We start from the raw sequence: 18,766 nt of genomic DNA on the forward strand, positions 1-18,766 counted from the left end.
TTTATTTATTGATTTTTGAATGATTATTTATTGAGTAATTGATTTTAGAATCTCATCTTTAACTTCTAACAACTCACCTTTGTTTCAATTGTTTATCCATAATTTCTAAACCTTCTTTAAAAGAGTGTGGTTGATATCCTAAATCTTTGACAGATTTATCTAAAATAAATCCTGTTCTTTTTGGTCTTTTGGCAGCCTGGTTTAAAGAATCAGAGCTAATAGGTTTGATTAAGCTTTTATCTAAGTTATAAAAGTCTGCCACTTGTTCTACAAGCTCCATAATACTCATCATATCTTTTCCAGAAGCATTATAAATACCTTTTGCACCTTTTTGAGCGGCTAATAAACAAATTTCTGCTAAATCCTCTGCTAAAGTTGGCATTCTCCATTGGTCGTTAACAATATTAATCGGCAAACCTTTTTCTAAAGCACCTTTAGCCCAAAGTACAATATTACTTCGACTCATATCATTCACAATACCGTAAACAATAATGGTTCTTAATATGGTATAATGAATATCAGATTGCATTAAAAGCTGTTCCGCAGCCCATTTAGATTCTCCATAATAAGAAACTGGATTAGCTTTATCTTCTTCCGTATAAGGACCATCCTCACCATCAAAAATAAAATCTGTAGAAAGATGAACCAACTGGATTTGGTATTTCTTACATGCTTTAATCAAGTAATCTACTGCTGTAACATTAAGCAGCCAACAAAGTTCCTTTTCATTCTCGCAGGTGTCTACATTAGTCATTGCAGCTGTATGAATAATCACATCTGGTTTGTATTTAGCTACAACCTCATGGATACTATCTTCATTGGTGATATCCATTTCTGCATAGGTATAACCATCTTTTACAGCATATCTGTTTTGCCCTTTAGATGTAGCAATTAATTCAAAATCTTGCTGAGCTAAAATTCTTTCGGTTATTTTTTGCCCCAACAGACCATTGCTGCCGGTTACTAAAATCTTTTTCATTGCCCGAAAATACTTCTTTTGCATGAAAAACCATTTTTAAGATTCATTTTAAAATAAAAAAAGGATAGTCGACTAAACTATCCTCTTATATTTTTGAGAAAACTCTAGTTAAGCAGTCTTTAGTTGAACCTTAAAAAGCTATAATTTCCTAAATATACTTTTGGTAAGGTTGCATTATACTTAGCATTAATAACATTTATAAACTCATTAGCAACTACCGCATAACCCATTGGAGTTAGGTGTACACCATCTAAAGAGAATATTTTTCCACTAATATAAGCTGTAGTAAAGGTAAGTCCATCAACAGTAGTACCTGCTCCTTTAAATTTATTTAGATACTCATTAGCATCAAAAACAGCCAAGCCTTTAGAATTAGCAACTGTTTTAATGGTGTTATTGTAACTTGTTATTGCTGCTCTAACATTAGCAACTTCATCTCTATCTAGCACATATCTACTTTCAATTGGATTGGAAGGTGTTAAACCATATAAAGTAGCTCCTCCCATTAAAGATGTGGGAAAATTAAGCACAATTAAATCTTCTGCAGTTGCAACTCTAGCACCAGCACTTGTGGCTATAAAAATGTTTGTAAATGCAGGAACACCAGTCGGTCTGAGAGCATTTACCCCAGCTAAAACTGCCGCCACAGTTACCGTATTAAAAAACGGTATAACAGAAACATCTGGCACAGTTGCTACCACACCTTTTGCCCCTGTAGCTGTTAACTTATTGATTAATTCTGTATACATGGTAGTAAAATCTGCTGTTGGTGTTAACACATCTCCCACTCCGCCACTAGTAGCATATCCTAAAGCATCATTATTACCTAACCAATTGGTAAAGAAGGTAAAAGGTGTTGTTGTAACAAAATCTAGGTATGTAGTAGTGTTGGTTCCAGCATTTCCGGCTAATAAACGCTCAAAATAACCATTAACATTTCCGTAAACATTTAATTTTATGTCTCTTAATTTGATACCCGGTACACCGTAATTATTTAAAGGACCGGTATGCTTGGTATATAAAGTTACATTGCCGAACCCAGGTATAGTTGCCGAACCCCTTATACCTAAATTAGTGGTTACAGGAATCAAAATTGGCGTACCAGCAGGAGTTAAACCTCCATAACGTACATAACCAGATCCATTAGCTTGGTTTGACGAAAACAGAGGCTGCGCAAATTCCCCACCACCCGCAAGCTTCATTTGCTGCGCTATAATACTTGGAAAAGAATTTAGCTGACCATTTAAGTACAAACCATTATCAGCAAAACCTGCTGTTAATGAGTTCCCTATTGAAATATATCTAGTGAAATCTGCACTTCCAGAACTAGGAACAACAGCAGCTTCATCATCTTTCTTACAAGCCGATGCAACTAAAATTATAGCCGCAAAAGCCCATTTAAATGCGTATTTAAATTTCATTTTAAATTATTTTAAGTTAATTGGTTAAGACAAGATGAGCTTATCTTTTCTTTATTATGCAAGCATAACAAATTTTTAGATTCATTCCTATTTTTTTTAAAGAAAAATTTATGCCGGAATTTTATAAAAGGAAGAGTCATTGAGAAAACAAACTTCACCTAATAAAATCCTCGAAAAGTCAAAAAACAAATTACAACATAAATAACTGAAAAACAATAACTTATAAAACAAATGAGTAGTATACATATTCCTTAAAAACATTTTACATACATATATTTGTATTTTGATGAATAAAAAGTAATTTTGCCCACTCAAAAATTCAATTGATAGGGATTTATATCTCACTGATACATAATTAAATTTCGATATGCCAAACATTGGAAAAATAGCACAAATCATCGGACCAGTTGTAGACGTTAGTTTCTCAGCCGAGGATGCCAAACTGCCGAAAATTTACGATGCTTTAGAAATCCGTAAAGAAAATGGTCAAAAAATCATTTTAGAGGTACAACAGCATTTAGGTGAAGACAGAGTTAGAGCCATAGCGATGGACTCTACAGACGGTTTAGTAAGAGGTATGGATGTTACTGATACCGGAGCTCCTATTAAAATGCCAATAGGCGAAGGTATTAAAGGTCGTGTATTCAATGTTGTTGGTGATGCTATTGACGGTATCGAAAATATTGACAAAGTAAATGGTAAATCTATCCATAATTTACCTCCAAGATTTGAAGATCTTTCTACAGAAAATGAAATCTTATTTACAGGTATTAAAGTAATTGACTTATTAGAGCCTTACGCAAAAGGTGGTAAAATTGGTTTATTTGGTGGTGCTGGTGTTGGTAAAACTGTATTAATTCAGGAATTAATTAACAACATCGCGAAAGCTTATGACGGTTTATCAGTATTTGCTGGCGTAGGTGAGCGTACTCGTGAGGGTAATGACCTTTTACGTGAGATGATTGAAGCTGGTATCATCAAATATGGCGATGCTTTTAAACACTCTATGGAAGAAGGTGGTTGGGATCTATCTAAAATTGATAAAGAAGAATTAAAAGATTCTAAAGCAACCTTCGTTTTCGGACAAATGAATGAGCCTCCTGGTGCTAGAGCTCGTGTAGCTTTATCAGGGTTAACTATTGCAGAATACTACCGTGATGGTGAAGGAGATGGACAAGGAAAAGATATCCTTTTCTTTATTGATAATATCTTCCGTTTTACACAAGCAGGTTCTGAGGTATCAGCGCTATTAGGTCGTATGCCTTCTGCGGTAGGTTACCAACCAACATTAGCAACTGAAATGGGTACTATGCAAGAGCGTATTACTTCAACAAAAAGAGGATCTATTACATCTGTACAAGCGGTTTACGTACCTGCAGATGATTTAACTGACCCTGCTCCAGCTACAACTTTTGCTCACTTAGATGCTACTACAGTACTTTCTCGTAAAATTGCAGAGCTGGGTATCTACCCTGCAGTAGATCCATTAGACTCTACTTCAAGAATCTTAACTCCTGTAGTGGTTGGAGAAGAGCACTATGCTTGCGCCCAAAGAGTAAAAGAAATCTTACAACGTTATAAAGAATTACAAGACATCATTGCTATTTTAGGTATGGATGAGTTATCTGAAGAAGATAAATTAACCGTAGCAAGAGCAAGAAGGGTACAACGTTTCTTATCACAACCTTTCCACGTAGCAGAACAGTTTACAGGCTTAAAAGGTGTTTTAGTTGATATTAAAGACACCATTAAAGGCTTTAATATGATTATGGATGGAGAAGTTGATGAGTATCCTGAAGCAGCATTTAACCTTGTAGGTAGTATAGAAGATGCTATTGAAAAAGGTAAAAAATTATTAGCTGAAGCAAACGCTTAAAAAGATGTTAGATAAGAGTATTGCGTATTGAGATTAAAACTGAATACGCAATACTCACTACTCAATACTAAAACATGAATTTAGAAATATTAACTCCAGATAAAAAAGTATTCGATGGTGAAGTTATATCAGTAACTGTTCCAGGAACCATGGGGTCTTTTGAAGTACTAAATAACCACGCTCCTATCATCTCTACTTTAGAGAAAGGACAGGTTATCATTAGAACAACAAGTAAGACAGAAAAACTTATCATTAATGGTGGTGCAATAGAAGTTATTGATAATAAGATTATTGTCCTTGCTGAAGGAGTAATGGAGAGCTAAATAAAGCTTCAATAAAATATTAAAACCGATGGTTCATGCTATCGGTTTTTTTTTGACCAAAATTTCAATTTTTTTAAACCCTATTAACATTTTAGGAAGATTTAGCTCCTAAAATACAATGCTTGCATAGTATTAATCTAATTTATACTGAATACCATTTTCATTTTTGGTTCAAAAATTATGAAATTTATAACGGTTTGATGTTTCAAGAGCAAATATTATTCTGTTTGACATCATTTTATGAAATAATATTTTTTTTAGCTTTTTTCATGATTTACTATTGACATTAAATATTACATGCCTTACCTTGAGAAGATTAAAGTTGATAAAAAGTAAAGTATAAATATGATTTTAACAGCTCTTATAACAGTCATTATTTTCTTACCTATTTTACTAGGTATGCAGTTGAAGGCATGTTTTAATTAGCTACATAAAATTAAAAATGCCTTCCAATAAAGAAGGCTTTTTTTTTATCATTTAAACCCAATAAAAAAATGAAAACAATTATATACCAAGATGGAGAATTTGTCCAGGCAGAAAATGCAGGTATAGATATTTTCAGTCAAACTGTTAATTATGGTTTTGGAGCTTTTGAGGGTATTAGATCTTACCAAACCAATAATGGTATAAAGCTTTTTAAAGTTCGCGAACATTTTGAACGCTTAAAACGCTCTTGTGAAAAAGTAAACATTCCTTTTCATTGGGATATAGAAGAACTTATTGAAGTTTCTTATAAAGTTTTACATAAAAACAGATTAAAGAATGCTTATTTAAGACCTTTGGTTACTTGTGGTATAGGCATGGATTTAAAAGTAAATAAGCAATCAGGAATTACCATTATGGCTTGGCATTGGGATTATTATGATTCCAATAAACCCTTAAATACTTGTATTTCTAGATTTGAAAGACCAAATCCAAAATCAGTACCTGTAGATGCAAAGCTTACAGGTAATTATATCAACTCTATTTTAGCTACAACAGATGCAGCACAAAATGGATACGATGATGCTATACAACTAGATGCTAGAGGCTATGTAGCAGAAGCGCCTGGTGCAAATATTTTTATAGAGAAAAATGGGAAGCTGTATACTCCAGAAATATCAGCATATATTTTACCTGGCATTACCAGAGCTACCATTATTAAAATTGCCAAACAACTAGATATAGAAGTAATAGAAAAACTTATTTCTGTAGAAGAACTAAAAAACGCAGATAGCGCATTTTTATGCAGTACAGCTGTAGAAGTTGTTGGGCTTGCGTCTTTAGACGATATCCCTTTTAAAACACCTTTTAAAGACTCTTTAGGAGCAACCCTCCAAAGAGCATATAAAAATTTAGTATTAGATAAATTAAGTTTTGAAGTAATTATATAATGGAATTAAACAAGTACAGTAAGACTATTACGCAGGATGAAACTCAGCCTGCATCACAAGCAATGCTTTATGGAATTGGCTTAACAAGAGAAGATTTAGCAAAAGCACAAGTAGGTATTGCCAGCATGGGTTATGATGGCAACACTTGTAACATGCACCTAAATGATTTAGCTGAAATTGTAAAAAAAGGCGTTTGGAACAATAATCTTGTAGGTTTAAAATTTCATACCATAGGTATAAGTGATGGCATTACCAATGGTACAGATGGGATGCGTTTCTCTTTAGTATCAAGAGATGTTATTGCTGACTCTATAGAAACTGTTTGTGGAGGCCATTATTATGATGCTTTAATAGCTTTACCTGGCTGTGATAAAAACATGCCTGGCGCTATCATTGCCATGGGAAGATTAAACAGACCATCTATTATGGTTTATGGTGGTACTATCCACTCTGGAAATTATAAAGGACAATCTTTAAATATTGTATCTGCTTTTGAAGCTTTAGGACAAAAAATTGCTGGTAACCTTAGCGAAGAAGATTATCAAGGTATTATAGAACATTCTTGTCCGGGTGCTGGCGCTTGTGGTGGTATGTACACTGCTAATACCATGTCTTCTGCAATAGAAGCTCTTGGTATGAGTTTGCCTTACAGTTCATCAAATCCGGCTTTAAGCCAAGAGAAAAAAGATGAATGTTTAGAGGCCGGTAAGTTCATTAGAATTTTAATGGAGAAAGATATCAAACCTCGTGATATCATGACTCGTAAAGCTTTCCATAATGCCATGGTTGTTATCATGGTCATGGGAGGTTCTACCAATGCAGTTTTACACCTCATAGCTATGGCTAGATCTGTAGGGATAGAGCTAACTATGAAAGATTTCCAAGACATCAGCGATAGCGTACCAGTAATTGCAGATTTAAAACCTAGCGGAAAATATATGATGGAAGATGTTCATGATTTAGGTGGCACACCTGCTGTTATGAAATATCTTTTAAAGAAAGGTTTAATACATGGCGATTGCTTAACTGTTACAGGAAAAACCGTTGCAGAAAACCTTGTTGAAGTTAAAGACCTTGATTTTGACGAGCAGAAAATCATTTTCCCTATAGAAAGCCCAATAAAAGCTACCGGTCACTTACAAATGCTATATGGTAATATCGCTACTCAAGGTAGTGTTGCTAAAATATCTGGTAAAGAAGGTGAACGTTTTGCCGGACCAGCAAGAGTTTTTAACGGAGAATCAGCACTTATTGAAGGTATATCTTCAGGAAAAGTAAAAGCAGGAGATGTAGTGGTTATCCGTTATGTTGGACCAAAAGGCGGACCAGGTATGCCAGAAATGTTAAAACCAACTTCTGCCATTTACGGTGCAGGCTTAGGTTCTTCTGTGGCATTAATTACTGATGGCAGATTTTCTGGTGGCACCCATGGTTTTGTGGTAGGCCATATCGTTCCAGAAGCATTTGAAGGTGGTAATATCGCTTTAATTAATGATGATGACATCATTGAAATTGATGCTACTAAAAACACCATTAATGTGATGCTTTCTGAGGAAGAACTAGCTGCAAGAAAAGCAAAATGGACACAACCAGAGCCTCCGGTAAAAAGCGGGGTATTGTATAAATATTTTAAACTTGTAAAAAATGCAACAGAAGGATGCGTTACTGATGAGTTCTGAGGAAGAGACAGCAATCACTGTAGAACAGCTTAAAGGCTCAGAAATTTTATTAAACGGTTTAATTGCCGAAGGCGTTGAGACCATTTTTGGATATCCAGGCGGGGCAATCATGCCTATTTATGATGCTTTATACGATTACCAAGATAGACTAAAACACATTCTTGTTCGTCATGAGCAAGGTGCAACACATGCTGCACAAGGTTACGCCCGTACATCAGGAAAAGTAGGTGTTGTGTTTGCTACTAGCGGACCAGGTGCTACCAACTTAATTACAGGTTTAGCTGATGCTCAAATTGATAGTACCCCAATGGTATGTATCACTGGGCAAGTATTTGCGCATCTTTTAGGAACAGACGCTTTCCAAGAAACTGATGTTATCAATATCACTACACCTGTTACTAAGTGGAATTATCAAGTAACTGATGCTTCTGAAATTGCAGAGGTATTAGCAAAAGCTTTCCATATAGCTAAAACAGGCAGACCAGGCCCTGTACTTATTGATATTACTAAAAATGCACAATTACAATTAACAGCTTATAACGGTTATCAAAAATGTGAGCATATCAGAAGTTACCGTCCTGCTCCTATTATTAGAAATAACTATATAGAACAAGCCGCAGCTTTAATTAACGAGGCTAAAAAACCTTTTGTTTTATTTGGACAAGGCGTACTGTTAGGTAATGCAGAGCAAGAATTTAAAGCTTTTGTAGAAAAAACAGGTATTCCGGCTGCTTGGACTATTTTAGGCGCAGGCGCTATCCCTACAGACCATCCTTTAAACGTAGGTATGTTAGGTATGCATGGTAATTACGGGCCAAATGTTTTAACCAATGAGTGCGATGTTTTAATTGCTATTGGGATGCGTTTTGATGACCGTGTTACTGGCCGCTTAGACAAATATGCTAAACAAGCTAAGGTTATCCACTTAGATATAGACCCTGCCGAGATTGACAAAAATGTAAAAGCTCATGTTCCGGTATGGGGAGATTGTAAAGAAACTTTACCCTTATTAACTGCTTTAGTTAAAGAAAAGAAACACGAAGAGTGGTTAGAAAAATTTAGAACTTACACCAGAGAAGAGATTGAACAATGTATTGATGCTGAGATTAATCCTCAATCTGGAGAGTTAACTATGGGCGAGGTAATCAATCAGCTTAACCAATTAACAAAAGGAGACGCCATTATTGTAACAGATGTTGGTCAACACCAAATGGTAGCTTGCCGTTATGCTAAATTTAACCATACCAGAAGTAATATCACCAGCGGTGGCTTAGGTACTATGGGTTTTGCTTTACCAGCAGCTATTGGAGCTAAGTTTGGTGCGCCAGAAAAAACCGTAGTTGCTGTTATTGGCGATGGTGGTTTCCAAATGACTTTACAAGAACTAGGCACTATTATGCAAAGTGGTATTGATGTAAAAATCATGATTTTGAATAATCAGTTCTTAGGGATGGTAAGACAATGGCAAGAGCTTTTCCACGATAGAAGATATTCTTTTGTTGATATTACCAGTCCGGATTTTGTAGCTCTTGCAAAAAGCTATTACATAGACGGACAAAAAATATCGGAAAGAGCAGAGCTTAAAGACGCTTTAAAAACCATGCTTGATCATAAAGGCTCATACCTTTTAGAAGTTATGGTGACCAAAGAAAATAATGTATTCCCTATGGTTCCACAAGGCTGTAGCGTTAGCGAAATCAGGCTTAAGTAAACCTTCAATTTAAAAAATCATGGAATCAAAATTAGAAAAGAAGGAATTTAACATCACTGTTTATACCGAAAACCAGGTTGGTTTACTGAGCAGGATAGCAATTATATTTAGTAGAAGAAAACTGAATATAGAAAGCTTAAATACATCGCCTTCTGAGGTAGAAAGTATTCACCGTTTTAACATCGTGATAAACGAAACCGAAGAGGTGGTAAGAAAAGTTGCTCGTCAGCTAGAAAAGCAAGTTGAGGTATTAAAAGTATACTATAACACCAATGAAGATGTTATTTGGCAAGAACTTGCACTTTACAAAGTACCTACAGAAATTATTGCAGAGCATGTAAGTGTAGAGCGTTTACTACGTGAATATGGTGCAAGAGCAGTGGTTATCCGTAAAGATTATACCGTTTTTGAAACCACCGGACACAGAGAGGAAACTGATGCTTTGGTAGTTGTACTACAACAATATGGTTTAATAGAGTTTGTGAGAAGCGCCCGTGTAGCTATTATAAAAGCTAGCGATGGTTTCCATACCAAACTTAAACAATTTGAAAACCGCGAACCAGGAGAATCAGCTTCAGAAAATGAGTACCTGAATAATGGCGATAAGGTGTTTACAATGTAGTTTAACGTCGGCAGACCGAGGTCATAAGGCCAAAGTCATAAGAATTAATTAAAAAAATAGAAACAATAAACAAACATATATAAAGAACGAATTTGGCTCCGGTCTACAGACTTCCAACTTCGGACATAAAAACAAAAAACAATGGCAAATTATTTTAATACTTTACCCCTTAGAGAAAAACTAAACCAATTAGGCGTTTGCGAATTCATGGATAATGCTGAGTTTGCAGATGGTGTAAATGCTTTAAAAGGGAAAAAGATTGTAGTTGTAGGTTGCGGTGCACAAGGCTTAAACCAAGGCTTAAATTTAAGAGATAGCGGCTTAGATGTAAGCTATACTTTGCGTAAAGAAGCAATTGAAGGCAAACGTGATTCTTGGAAAAACGCTACTGAAAACAACTTTAAAGTTGGTACTTATGAAGAGCTAATTCCTTCTGCAGATGTAGTGGTTAACCTTACACCAGACAAGCAACATACTGCTGTTGTAAATGCTATTATGCCTTTAATGAAACAAGGTTCTACCCTGTTATATTCTCACGGTTTTAACATCGTTGAAGAAGGCATGCAAATCCGTAAAGATATTACCGTTATTATGGTGGCGCCTAAATGCCCAGGTAGCGAGGTAAGAGCAGAATATGTAAGAGGTTTTGGTGTACCTACTTTAATTGCTGTACACCCAGAAAATGATCCTGAAGGTAAAGGTTTAGCGCAAGCAAAAGCTTATTGTGTAGGTACTGGCGGTCACAGAGCTGGTGTATTAAAATCATCTTTTGTTGCTGAAGTAAAATCAGATTTAATGGGCGAGCAAACTATACTTTGTGGTTTGTTACAAACTGGCTCTATCCTTTCTTTTGATAAAATGACTGAAAAAGGTATTGATGCTGGTTACGCTTCTAAATTGGTACAATATGGTGTTGAAGTTATCACTGAAGCTTTAAAACATGGTGGCGTTTCTGGCATGATGGATCGTTTAAGCAATGTTGCAAAAGTTAAAGCTTTTGAAGTTTCTGAAGAGTTGAAAGACATTATGCGTCCTTTATTCCAAAAGCATCAAGATGATATTATGAGTGGTGAGTTTAGCCGTACCATGATGGAAGACTGGGCAAATGGCGATAAAAACTTATTGGCTTGGAGAGCAGAGACAGGTGAAACTGCCTTTGAAAAAACTGCTGCCGGAGATGTTAAAATTGGCGAGCAAGAATACTTTGATAATTATTTATTAATGGTTGCTTTTGTTAGAGCAGGTGTTGAGTTAGCTTTTGAAACTATGGTTGAGGCTGGTATTAAACCAGAGTCTGCTTATTATGAGTCTTTACACGAAACTCCACTTATTGCAAATACCATTGCTCGTAAAAAATTATTCGAAATGAACCGCGTAATTTCTGATACGGCTGAGTACGGTTGCTATTTATTTGACCAAGCTTGTAAGCCTTTATTAGCTGATTTCATGAAAAAAGTTGACACTGACTTAGTAGGTAAAAACTTTAATGAAGGTAAAGATGGTTCTGTAGATAACAGAAGATTAGTAGAAATCAATGAAATTTTACGTAGCCACCAAGTGGAAGTTGTAGGTGTAAAATTGCGTAAAGCAATGACAGCTATGAAAGCTATTAAAACGGCGTAAAAAAAGCCTCACCCCAACCCTCTCCAAAGGAGAGGGAGTACAATGAGTGCTATATATTAATTAACATAATAAAGTTAAATTTTATTCTGCCAACAAATCCCCTCTCTTTCTGAGAGGGGATTTAATGGTGAAATTTATGTCACAACCAGTCGTCCATATTAACAATTTAAACTTGCAATACCCACAAACGTTGGTGTTGGAGGATTTGAATTGGACTATCCTTTTGGGAGAAAACTGGTTATTAGGTGGGAATAGCGGCAACGGAAAAACATCCTTAGCTAAAGCTATAGCTGGCTTAATACCTGCCTTTGGTAATATCGAAATCAACTTTAACGATACAAGTAAATTACCTGCAAAAGTTTTGTTGGTAGAAAGTTGGTATCAGTTTAAGAATTTAGAAGGTGTTGCTAATTTTTACTATCAGCAACGCTATACCAGCCAACAGGCAAAAGATACTTTAACTGTAAAAGCAGAACTAGCTTATTACGCTAAAGAACATCACTTAAATATTGCTGATGTTGAGCCTATCTTAGATAGATTAGACTTTACATCTTTACAAAACTCGCAACTTATAGAGCTTTCTAGCGGCGAGCATAAAAAATTACAACTAGTTAAAGCTTTGTGGTTAAAACCTCAAGTGCTTATTATAGACCAGCCTTATACAGGTTTAGATTTAAAATCGAGAAAAAACCTAAATCTTCTTTTAGATGAAGCTGCATCATCAGGGGTAACATTAATCTTAATCAGTAATGATGATGATTTACCATCATCAATCAATCGTTTTGCTACCATTGCAAACAAAAAATTGGTAGCCGTAAATACGAAGACAGATTTACAGCAATTCATCCCCCTAAAGGAAAATAAAACTGTACCAGCTTTTTTAAGAACATCACCAGTTTATAGCTCTCAGCAGATAGCTAAAATGGAGAATATCCAAATTAGTTATGGCGAAAAACAAGTGCTAAAAAATATCAACTGGGAAGTTAAAGCTGGCGAAAAATGGTTGTTACAAGGGCATAATGGCTCTGGTAAATCAACCTTATTAAGTTTAATTAATGGCGACCACCCACAATCTTATGCTAATACTCTGTATTTATTTGGTCATAAAAGAGGAAGCGGAGAAAGTATCTGGGATATTAAACAACATATTGGCTTAATTTCTCCAGAATTTCATTGGTATTTTGATGCATCAGCTACGGTATGGGAAAGTGTTGCTTCTGGCCTTTATGATTCGGTGGGTTTATTTAGACAGTTACCTTACTCTAAAAGTATTTTGGTAGATGAGTTGGTTGCATATTTCGGTTTAACCAAAGAGAAAAACAGACTTTTAAATACTTTGCCTTTAGGAGCACAAAGATTGGTTTTACTAGCTAGAACCATCATTAAAAACCCAGAATTACTTATTCTGGATGAGCCTTGCCAAGGTTTAGACAAACAACAAACACAATATTTTAACCAATTGGTAGATGAGCTTGGCAGCAATGGTATGACTATCATTTATGTAGGTCATTTTGAATCTCAATTACCCAATTGCTTAGAAAAAAGGATTGTTTTGGAGAACGGAGAAGTTCTTCTGATAGAAGAAATAGATAAAGAAAATAAAAAGCATAAGGCTTTAAATGAGTTGAGCCTTGCGTTATCCATATAAAAAGAGATAAAAAATTCATTTCATCCTGTAAAAGGTAAATGAAGCTAACAAAAGAATATGTTACACGACCCGAATAGAATTTACATTTTTGACACTACTTTAAGAGACGGTGAACAGGTACCTGGCTGTCAATTAACAACATCAGAAAAGATAGAGATTGCAAAAGAACTAGAAATCTTAGGTGTTGATGTTATTGAGGCTGGTTTCCCTATTTCAAGTCCGGGAGATTTCCAAAGTGTTGTTGAGCTATCTAAAGCAGTAAGAGAACCTATTATTTGTGCTTTAACAAGAGCCAATACTATGGATATTGATGCTGCTGTAGAATCTTTAAAGCATGCCAAAAGACCAAGAATACATACTGGAATTGGCGCATCAGACATGCATATCAAATACAAATTTAACAGTACCCGTGAAGATATTCTGGAGCGTGGTGTTGCAGCAGTAAAATATGCCAAAAAGTTTGTTGAAGATATTGAGTTTTATGCAGAAGATGCCGGAAGAGCAGATGTAGTTTTTCTTGCCCAAATGATAGAAGCTGTAATTGCAGCTGGTGCTACAGTAGTTAACATACCAGATACCAATGGCTACTGCTTACCAGACCAGTATGGTGCTAAAATTCGTTTCCTGAAAGAGAATGTTAAAAATATAGACCAAGCTATAATTTCTGTACACTGCCATAATGATTTAGGTTTGGCAACAGCAAATTCTATTGCTGGTATTCAAAATGGAGCTCGCCAGGTAGAGTGTACCATTAATGGTATTGGCGAAAGAGCAGGTAATACTTCTTTAGAAGAAGTTGCTATGATATTAAAAACCCATCAATTGGGATATTATACCCATATCAACAGCAAAAATTCTATGAATTAAGCGGAATGGTAAGTCGTATGATGCGTATGCCAGTACAACCAAACAAAGCTATTGTAGGTAAAAATGCATTTGCGCATAGTTCGGGTATCCATCAAGATGGTGTTTTAAAATTCAGAGAGAATTATGAAATCATCAATCCGGAAGATGTAGGGATAGACCAATCAGAGATTATCTTAACTGCAAGAAGTGGTCGTCATGCGCTTAAGCATCATTTAGAGCGTTTAGGCTATATTATTGAAAAAATAAACTTAGATGATGTTTACGAGCGTTTCTTAGTACTTGCTGATAGTAAAAAAGAAATCAAAGATGACGACTTATTACTTTTAATGGGCGATGGTACAGAGCGTAATTATAAAGATGGTATCACCATAAAATTATTACAGGTGATGTGCGGCGACCCGCTAATTCCTACCGCTATGGTAAAGCTAGAAATTCATGAAAAAGTATATGAAGCCGTAGCATCAGGAAACGGCCCAGTAGACGCAACTATTAGAGCAATGGATAGCATCATTAAAAAAGAGGTTGCCTTAAAAGAGTTTCACATAGATGCTATACATGGTGGAAGTAATGATACCAGCAAAGTAAATATGAGAGTAAAATATGGCGATAAATATTATGCAGGATACGGTTTCAGTTCTGATATCGTAAAAGCATCTGCAAATGCTTATTTAGATGCTATAAATAAATTTATATAAGATTTAAATTTGCCTTATCGAGATTATTGACAAGGCCTTAAGATAAAAAACAAATAAAATTATAATAAGATGAGCAAGACATTGTTTGACAAAGTGTGGGATAAACATGTGGTTCGCAAGATAGAAGGCGGCCCAGATGTTTTATTTATCGATCGTCATTTAATCCATGAAGTAACCAGCCCGGTAGCTTTCTTAGGATTAAAAACTAGAGGTATTAAAGTTTTATATCCTGAGCGTACTTTTGCTACGGCAGATCATAACACGCCTACTATTAACCAACATTTACCAGTTGCAGACCCATTATCAGCAAATCAGCTAAAAGCTTTAGAGGCTAACTCTAAAGAATATGGTATTTCTCACTGGGGCTTAGGTCATCAAAAAAATGGTATCGTTCACGTAGTTGGTCCAGAGTACGGTATTACCCAACCAGGTGCAACTATTGTTTGTGGCGACTCGCATACTTCAACTCATGGTGCTTTTGGTGCTATCGCTTTTGGTATAGGTACATCTGAAGTAGAAATGGTACTTTCTACACAATGTATCATGCAACCAAAACCAAAGAAAATGAGAATCACCATCAACGGTACTTTAAGCAGAGGTGTTACGCCTAAAGACGTTGCTTTATTCATCATTTCTAAATTAACTACCTCTGGCGCTACTGGTTATTTTGTAGAGTATGCTGGTGAAGTTTTTGAGAAAATGAGTATGGAAGGCCGTATGACTGTTTGTAACCTAAGCATAGAAATGGGTGCTCGTGGTGGTATGATAGCTCCAGACGAAACTACTTTCAATTATATCCAAGGTCGTGAGTTTACACCAAAAGGTGCAGCTTGGGATAAAGCAATGGAATATTGGAAAACCCTTAAAACAGATGCTGATGCAGTATTTGATAAAGAGTTAACCTATAGCGCTTCTGAAATTGAACCTATGATTACTTATGGTACCAACCCAGGTATGGGTATTGGTATTTCTAACCAAATTCCTGATGCTGAACAAGTAGAAGGCGGTGTAGAAACTTACGAGAAATCTTTAAACTATATGGGTTTCAATGAAGGCGATTCTATGATAGGCAAACCTGTTGATTACGTTTTCGTAGGAAGCTGTACCAATGGTAGAATTGAAGATTTCAGAGCTTTTGCATCAGTAGTAAAAGGAAAACAAAAAGCAGAAAATGTAACGGTTTGGTTAGTACCAGGTTCTCATATTGTTGAGTCTCAAATTAAAGAAGAAGGTATTTTAGATATTTTAACTGAGGCTGGTTTTACACTACGTCAACCAGGTTGTTCTGCTTGTTTAGCTATGAATGATGATAAAATTCCGGCAGGTAAATATGCGGTAAGTACATCAAACAGAAACTTTGAAGGCCGTCAAGGACCAGGTTCTAGAACCATGCTTGCAAGCCCACTAGTAGCAGCTGCGGCAGCGGTTACAGGTAAAGTAACAGACCCAAGAGAATTAATGGAAGAATTAGTTGGTTAGATGATTAGGTTGTTAGTTGGTTCGTTCAACTACATCTAAAAACCCTAAAAACTAACAAAAATGTATCATTTAGGATAAGTTTCAAAATTTGTTATCAGTCTTTAAGGCCTAACAAACCAACAAACTAACAACTAAAAAACTAAAAAAAATGGCATACGATAAATTTAACATATTAAAAAGCAGTGCAGTTCCACTTTCTATAGAGAATGTTGATACTGACCAAATTATACCCGCTCGTTTCTTAAAAGCTACCGAACGTGTAGGCTTTGGCGATAACCTATTTAGAGATTGGAGATATAATCCAGATAATACTCCTAAACCAGATTTCGTCTTAAATAACCCAACTTACAGCGGTAAAATTTTAGTAGGTGGTAAAAACTTTGGTTCGGGTTCATCAAGAGAGCATGCTGCTTGGGCTGTTTACGATTATGGCTTTAGAGCTGTAGTTTCTAGCTTCTTTGCAGATATCTTTAAAAATAACTGTTTAAATATTGGTGTTTTACCGGTACAGGTTAGTCCAGAGTTTTTAGATAAAATATTTAAAGCTATTGCGGCAGACCCTAAAACAGCATTAGAAATAAATCTTCCGGCACAAACCATTACTTTAACATCAACCGGAGAGCAAGAAAGCTTCGATATTAGCTCATACAAAAAAGAAAATATGATGAATGGTTTTGATGATATTGATTATCTGCAAAACATAAAATCAGAAATTCAGGAATTTGCCACGCATCTTCCATTATAAAAACAGACTGTTTTTGATAAACTTGTTTAAAACGAAGCTGTCTAAAAAAATCATATTTGTCACATTGAGCGGAGTCGAAATGTTCTCTGATATACACAGAAAAGGCTTCGACTCCGCTCAGCCTGACACAAAGTGGTAATTTGAGACAGCCTCGTTTTCTAAAATAGATTTAGATAATAACAATCATCAACAAAAAAATATTTACATGGTAAACAGGAAAATAGAAATAATGGATACAACACTCCGTGATGGTGAACAAACCTCAGGAGTTTCATTTTCCGCCTCTGAAAAGCTTACAATTGCCCAGCTATTACTGGAGGAACTGCATGTAGACAGAGTTGAAATTGCTTCTGCCCGTGTTTCGGATGGAGAATTTCAAGCTGTAAAAGCCATTATGGATTGGGCAAACCAAAACGGTTACACCAATCGTATAGAGGTACTTTCTTTTGTTGATAACGGTGTATCCATCAATTGGATGCTAAATGCTGGTGTTAAAGTTCAGAATTTACTTACTAAAGGCTCTTTAAATCATTTAACACATCAACTTAAAAAAACTGCCGAACAACATTTCGCTGAAATTGCCGCAGTTATAGCTTTAGCTAGTCAAAATCAGATAGAAACCAATGTTTATTTAGAAGATTGGAGCAATGGCATGCGTAATTCTAAAGACTACGTTTTTCAGTTCTTAGATTTTTTAAGCCAGCAATCTGTAAAAAGAGTGCTTCTACCAGATACTTTAGGGGTTTTAACGCCTTCAGAAACGTATGACTATATTGATGAATTAAAATCAAAATATCCAAATATTCATTTTGATTTTCATGCTCATAATGATTATGATTTAAGTACAGCCAACGTTCTAGAAGCCGTAAAAGCAGGCATAGATGGCCTACATTTAACCGTAAATGGTATGGGTGAAAGAGCAGGAAATGCACCTATGGCAAGTGCTGTAGCTGTTATTAACGATTTTCTGCCAGAGGTAAAAATCTCTTTAAAAGAGTCTTCCATATTTAAAGTAAGTAAACTGGTAGAAACTTTTTCAGGCATCAGAATACCTGCAAATAAACCTATCGTAGGAGACAATGTATTTACCCAAACAGCTGGTATCCATGCTGATGGCGACAATAAAAACAATCTTTATTTTAACGATTTATTACCAGAAAGATTTGGCAGAAAACGTACTTATGCTTTAGGCAAAACATCTGGCAAAGCCAATATTGAAAAAAACCTTCAAGAATTAGGCTTAAAACTTAATGATGAAGATTTAAAAAAGGTTACCCAACGCGTTATAGAACTTGGAGATAAAAAGGAAACCGTTACTAAAGAAGACCTACCTTATATCATTTCTGATGTTTTAGATAGCAAGCTTTATGAAGAAAAAGTTACCGTACAATCTTACGTTCTAACACATGCTAAAGGTTTACGTCCGTCTGCAACCATTTCAGTTTCAATAGAAGGAGAGCATTTTGAAGAAAATGCACAAGGCGATGGACAGTTTGATGCTTTTATGAATGCCTTAAACAAGGTTTACGCTAAAAAGAAAAGGCAATTACCGAAATTGGTAGATTACGCCGTAAGAATTGCCCCAGGAAGCGATTCTGATGCACTTTGCGAAGCCATTATTACTTGGGAAACCGATAAAAAAAGCTTTAAAACACGCGGTTTAGACTCAGACCAAACCGTATGTGCCATTAAAGCAACACAAAAAATGTTAAATATCATCTAGGT

At 35.6% G+C, this 18,766-nt stretch carries 15 protein-coding genes; 13 read left to right on the forward strand and 2 right to left on the reverse strand.

Translation table 11 applies throughout. The features are described 5' to 3' along the window. Nucleotides 1–73: 73 nt before the first annotated feature. Nucleotides 74–979: an SDR family oxidoreductase gene (locus tag FYC62_RS09940; RefSeq protein ID WP_149074820.1), complete on the reverse strand. Its 906-nt coding sequence runs from the start codon at nucleotides 977–979 to the stop codon at nucleotides 74–76. A 119-nt stretch (nucleotides 980–1,098) separates the two neighbouring features. Next, on the reverse strand, nucleotides 1,099–2,400 hold the full coding sequence (locus FYC62_RS09945) for an SGNH/GDSL hydrolase family protein (RefSeq protein ID WP_149074821.1): 1,302 nt from the start codon (nucleotides 2,398–2,400) through the stop codon (nucleotides 1,099–1,101). Between the two features lie 367 nt (nucleotides 2,401–2,767). Between FYC62_RS09945 and atpD the strand changes: the two genes are divergently transcribed. From atpD to FYC62_RS10005, 13 genes are all read left to right on the forward strand, one after another. Next, entirely contained in the window at nucleotides 2,768–4,276 is a 1,509-nt protein-coding gene (gene atpD, locus FYC62_RS09950) for a F0F1 ATP synthase subunit beta (protein ID WP_039452234.1), read from the forward strand. Nucleotides 4,277–4,350: 74 nt separating this feature from the next. Beyond that, nucleotides 4,351–4,599, forward strand: coding sequence for an ATP synthase F1 subunit epsilon (gene atpC / locus FYC62_RS09955; RefSeq protein WP_039452231.1), 249 nt, complete (start codon nucleotides 4,351–4,353; stop codon nucleotides 4,597–4,599). 494 nt (nucleotides 4,600–5,093) lie between these two features. After that, nucleotides 5,094–5,972 (forward strand): branched-chain amino acid transaminase, encoded by an 879-nt coding sequence (locus FYC62_RS09960; protein WP_149074822.1) that lies wholly within the window; start codon nucleotides 5,094–5,096, stop codon nucleotides 5,970–5,972. Beyond that, the gene (gene ilvD, locus FYC62_RS09965; protein WP_149074823.1) at nucleotides 5,972–7,651 is read left to right on the forward strand and encodes a dihydroxy-acid dehydratase; all 1,680 of its coding nucleotides are present in this window, start codon (nucleotides 5,972–5,974) and stop codon (nucleotides 7,649–7,651) included. The genes FYC62_RS09960 and ilvD overlap by 1 nt, the downstream gene beginning before the upstream one ends. Then, on the forward strand, nucleotides 7,641–9,362 hold the full coding sequence (ilvB, locus tag FYC62_RS09970) for a biosynthetic-type acetolactate synthase large subunit (RefSeq protein WP_205943847.1): 1,722 nt from the start codon (nucleotides 7,641–7,643) through the stop codon (nucleotides 9,360–9,362). Before ilvD ends, ilvB begins: the two co-directional genes overlap by 11 nt. A 19-nt stretch (nucleotides 9,363–9,381) precedes the next feature. Then, on the forward strand, nucleotides 9,382–9,984 hold the full coding sequence (gene ilvN, locus FYC62_RS09975; protein ID WP_149074825.1) for an acetolactate synthase small subunit: 603 nt from the start codon (nucleotides 9,382–9,384) through the stop codon (nucleotides 9,982–9,984). Nucleotides 9,985–10,125: 141 nt separating this feature from the next. Next, nucleotides 10,126–11,607: a ketol-acid reductoisomerase gene (gene ilvC / locus FYC62_RS09980; RefSeq protein ID WP_039452214.1), complete on the forward strand. Its 1,482-nt coding sequence runs from the start codon at nucleotides 10,126–10,128 to the stop codon at nucleotides 11,605–11,607. A 172-nt stretch (nucleotides 11,608–11,779) separates the two neighbouring features. Next, a complete protein-coding gene (locus FYC62_RS09985; RefSeq protein WP_317131485.1) occupies nucleotides 11,780–13,255 on the forward strand; it encodes an ATP-binding cassette domain-containing protein in 1,476 nt (491 codons plus the stop codon). A gap of 57 nt (nucleotides 13,256–13,312) precedes the next feature. Beyond that, complete coding sequence (locus tag FYC62_RS17620) at nucleotides 13,313–14,122, forward strand: beta/alpha barrel domain-containing protein (protein ID WP_240534708.1); 810 nt, start codon at nucleotides 13,313–13,315, stop codon at nucleotides 14,120–14,122. Between the two features lie 5 nt (nucleotides 14,123–14,127). After that, the gene (locus tag FYC62_RS17625; RefSeq protein WP_240534709.1) at nucleotides 14,128–14,817 is read left to right on the forward strand and encodes an alpha-isopropylmalate synthase regulatory domain-containing protein; all 690 of its coding nucleotides are present in this window, start codon (nucleotides 14,128–14,130) and stop codon (nucleotides 14,815–14,817) included. Nucleotides 14,818–14,886: 69 nt separating this feature from the next. Next, nucleotides 14,887–16,296, forward strand: a complete 1,410-nt coding sequence (gene leuC, locus FYC62_RS09995; RefSeq protein ID WP_149074827.1) for a 3-isopropylmalate dehydratase large subunit — start codon at nucleotides 14,887–14,889, stop codon at nucleotides 16,294–16,296. Nucleotides 16,297–16,444: 148 nt separating this feature from the next. After that, a complete protein-coding gene (leuD, locus tag FYC62_RS10000) occupies nucleotides 16,445–17,041 on the forward strand; it encodes a 3-isopropylmalate dehydratase small subunit (protein ID WP_149074828.1) in 597 nt (198 codons plus the stop codon). A gap of 205 nt (nucleotides 17,042–17,246) precedes the next feature. Beyond that, on the forward strand, nucleotides 17,247–18,764 hold the full coding sequence (locus FYC62_RS10005; protein ID WP_149074829.1) for an alpha-isopropylmalate synthase regulatory domain-containing protein: 1,518 nt from the start codon (nucleotides 17,247–17,249) through the stop codon (nucleotides 18,762–18,764). Nucleotides 18,765–18,766 lie beyond the last annotated feature (2 nt).

Origin of the sequence: Pedobacter aquae (assembly GCF_008195825.1) — a bacterium.
GTDB classification, from domain to species: Bacteria; Bacteroidota; Bacteroidia; order Sphingobacteriales; family Sphingobacteriaceae; genus Pseudopedobacter; species Pseudopedobacter aquae.

Bases quoted from the DNA above. Each gene is read 5' to 3' on its own strand.
- FYC62_RS09940 (WP_149074820.1), bottom strand. From the start codon at position 979: ATGAAAAAGATTTTAGTAACCGGCAGCAATGGTCTGTTGGGGCAAAAA.
- FYC62_RS09945 (WP_149074821.1), bottom strand. From the start codon at position 2,400: ATGAAATTTAAATACGCATTTAAATGGGCTTTTGCGGCTATAATTTTA.
- atpD (WP_039452234.1), top strand. From the start codon at position 2,768: ATGCCAAACATTGGAAAAATAGCACAAATCATCGGACCAGTTGTAGAC.
- atpC (WP_039452231.1), top strand. From the start codon at position 4,351: ATGAATTTAGAAATATTAACTCCAGATAAAAAAGTATTCGATGGTGAA.
- FYC62_RS09960 (WP_149074822.1), top strand. From the start codon at position 5,094: ATGAAAACAATTATATACCAAGATGGAGAATTTGTCCAGGCAGAAAAT.
- ilvD (WP_149074823.1), top strand. From the start codon at position 5,972: ATGGAATTAAACAAGTACAGTAAGACTATTACGCAGGATGAAACTCAG.
- ilvB (WP_205943847.1), top strand. From the start codon at position 7,641: ATGAGTTCTGAGGAAGAGACAGCAATCACTGTAGAACAGCTTAAAGGC.
- ilvN (WP_149074825.1), top strand. From the start codon at position 9,382: ATGGAATCAAAATTAGAAAAGAAGGAATTTAACATCACTGTTTATACC.
- ilvC (WP_039452214.1), top strand. From the start codon at position 10,126: ATGGCAAATTATTTTAATACTTTACCCCTTAGAGAAAAACTAAACCAA.
- FYC62_RS17620 (WP_240534708.1), top strand. From the start codon at position 13,313: ATGTTACACGACCCGAATAGAATTTACATTTTTGACACTACTTTAAGA.
- FYC62_RS17625 (WP_240534709.1), top strand. From the start codon at position 14,128: ATGGTAAGTCGTATGATGCGTATGCCAGTACAACCAAACAAAGCTATT.
- leuC (WP_149074827.1), top strand. From the start codon at position 14,887: ATGAGCAAGACATTGTTTGACAAAGTGTGGGATAAACATGTGGTTCGC.
- leuD (WP_149074828.1), top strand. From the start codon at position 16,445: ATGGCATACGATAAATTTAACATATTAAAAAGCAGTGCAGTTCCACTT.
- FYC62_RS10005 (WP_149074829.1), top strand. From the start codon at position 17,247: ATGGTAAACAGGAAAATAGAAATAATGGATACAACACTCCGTGATGGT.